The sequence below is a fragment of the Atribacter sp. genome (genome assembly GCF_035418125.1).
Classification (GTDB): domain Bacteria; phylum Atribacterota; class Atribacteria; order Atribacterales; family Atribacteraceae; genus Atribacter; species Atribacter allofermentans.
Map to the genome: position 1 here is coordinate 1 of NZ_DAOLQM010000305.1, position 2,369 is coordinate 2,369.

Consider the following 2,369-nt stretch of genomic DNA (forward strand, 5'->3'; position numbering starts at 1 on the left):
AAAAACCTGATGAACTGACTAAATTTATTCTTCTAATCCTAAATTTTTCTTCATCAGCCCCAAATCAGCCTCCAGCTGGCCTAAGTTAAAATTCAAATCAAGTTCAACTGCTTTGTATTCTTCGCCTTTTCTGGGACCATCCTCGATAATCTGCCATAATATATACGCTACTCGATAGAGATCGGGTCCGACTTCTTCGGCATTGGCAACAACCTCTACACGACCGTATTTATGAAACCAGGATAAATAACCAGGATAAATTGATCGGTATTCGGCAAGAACCTGCTGTCGATGTGCTTCTTCATCAGGAGTGGGAACGGGAGTGGCTATAGTCGGAAGAGGTGTCTCTTCAATCAAAACTGGATCAATCATTAACGTTGGTTCCGGTGTGGAAGACACAATTGTATCGGTAATACCAATTTCTTCTTGTGCTGACAGATAAGCCTTTCCCTGAGCTTTGGCAAGAATTTTCCCAGTATTGGCGTCTCTCATTTGAACCTGGATTTGGTATTCGCCTTCTGATTCATAAGTATGAGTAATTGACGTGCTATTGGTTTCTTCGACTCTTCCATCGCCAAAATCCCAAATATAGCTCACCCAGGAAGGAGGATTATCCGATTGCACATAAAAGCCGTATTTCTTTTTACTCAAACCATCTAATTTCTCAGGATGTAACTGAAGATTATAGATTTTCAGATCCGCTGATGAAACGAGAATCCCACCAATATCCACCAATAAGTTTACATTTTTGATTGGTCCAGTTGGCAACGACTGAACCTTTCCCTCTATGATTCCATTTTGAATTGAAATAGATCCCGGTTGAGTTTCGAAGATTTCTCCATTCATCACAATGCTAATCATCCCATCGATGGGCATAGTAAATAAAAGAGGTTGATCATACATACCTGAAGGAATATGAACTACTCGACCTTTAATGATACCTTCTCTGCCGTCTGTTCCTTTTTCATTAAGGATAAAAGAATCAATTATTACTTCGACTTTGGGGATGAACCATTCTATCAATTGCTCATTGGCATAAATCGCTGCCGGTATTAAACGCTTAGCTTGGCTTAAAGCGCATTGATGGTCAATTTCAGGTTTTGGAATTAAGCTTAATTTACCAAAAAGCGACAACTTTTCCTGATAAAGCATTCGTGCTAAATAGAGTTTCCCTAAATAGTCCTTACAGTAGTAATACCCATCTTCATCAGTCTCAAGATCTTCCAAACGCGGTGATGGGTATTCCGGCATACCGTTGCTATTGGTAATTCCTTGACCTAATGCTTTTTCAATACCGGCTATGGTATCAAGTGAAAAGTAATTTCGGTTGGTATAACGTGCAACGCAGTCATACAGGCTTAAAACATTTAAAAAACCATTTTCATTTTTGGGTATTTGGTTAACTGCCTCTACTAACACTGGATCGGGAGAACCTAAGCATTTTTCAACAACTTGCTGATCGACAAATTCTTCATAAGAATCAGCTCGATATTTATCGGTGATAAATTGCGTCCACTCAACTCCAGGATGGGAATCATTACGAACATGGGAAGGAACTGTCATATCGGCTATTAAATGCATAGTTTCACCCAATGACCGCCAAGCAGCTGCGAACAATTTATCCTTTTCTGGTAAATTCATAGACGAAAAGGCCGTAATCATAAATTCCTTTCCCTTATCAATCGAATAGGGTGAATACAATGCTCCCCACCATTTCGCATCTATTTTGGGATTGGTTCCCATAACAATTGACGTTAAAAATTCATCGACATGGTCGGTAAGATAATTTGCTCCCTGGTTAACACCTAATGGGTCATAAAAATGGCGGAGTGACATGTATCTTTCCGGTTCGTCGGCGGTATAGCCACCTTCTACCACCCATTGATACCATTTTCCTTCTCTTTCATCCTCAAGAATGTCTTCTTTCCAATCGCCAGGTTGGATTACCGTGATCCCGGACAAATCCCTTCCGTTGGTAAAATCATATTTATTAAAGATGGAATCGCTTCTCCTATTATTTAAAAATGACTGAATGGCATAATAATTAATGGCTCGATGGGGTCCGCCCTCCATGGTTCGGGCTTGGTTATCATTATTGTAGGGAAAAACCGGAATTGAAAAGGAAACAACCATAAAGACTACTAAAAATATTTCTATAAAAAATGCCCATTTCAATTTCATTATATTTCCCTCCTTTCCTGGCTTTATTTTAAAAATTTTTATTGAATAATTTATTTTTATTGTTCCTTTCTATTTTGAAAATACACAGGCATGATAAATCAAGCTCTTACAAAAGAATAAAAAATGTAGGGGCACAATCTATAGCGCCCGATTAATGTAGCGACATGCCATGGCATGTCGAATCTTGG

1 protein-coding gene is annotated in these 2,369 nt (G+C 38.9%); it reads right to left on the reverse strand.

Features of this window, described 5'->3' with window-relative positions:
* Positions 1–24: 24 nt before the first annotated feature.
* Entirely contained in the window at positions 25–2,181 is a 2,157-nt protein-coding gene (locus PLK24_RS10815) for a PKD domain-containing protein (RefSeq protein WP_324479031.1), read from the reverse strand.
* Positions 2,182–2,369 lie beyond the last annotated feature (188 nt).

What these genes read in the sequence shown, in the direction of transcription:
- PLK24_RS10815 (WP_324479031.1), bottom strand. Translation starts at nt 2,181, where the DNA reads ATGAAATTGAAATGGGCATTTTTTATAGAAATATTTTTAGTAGTCTTT.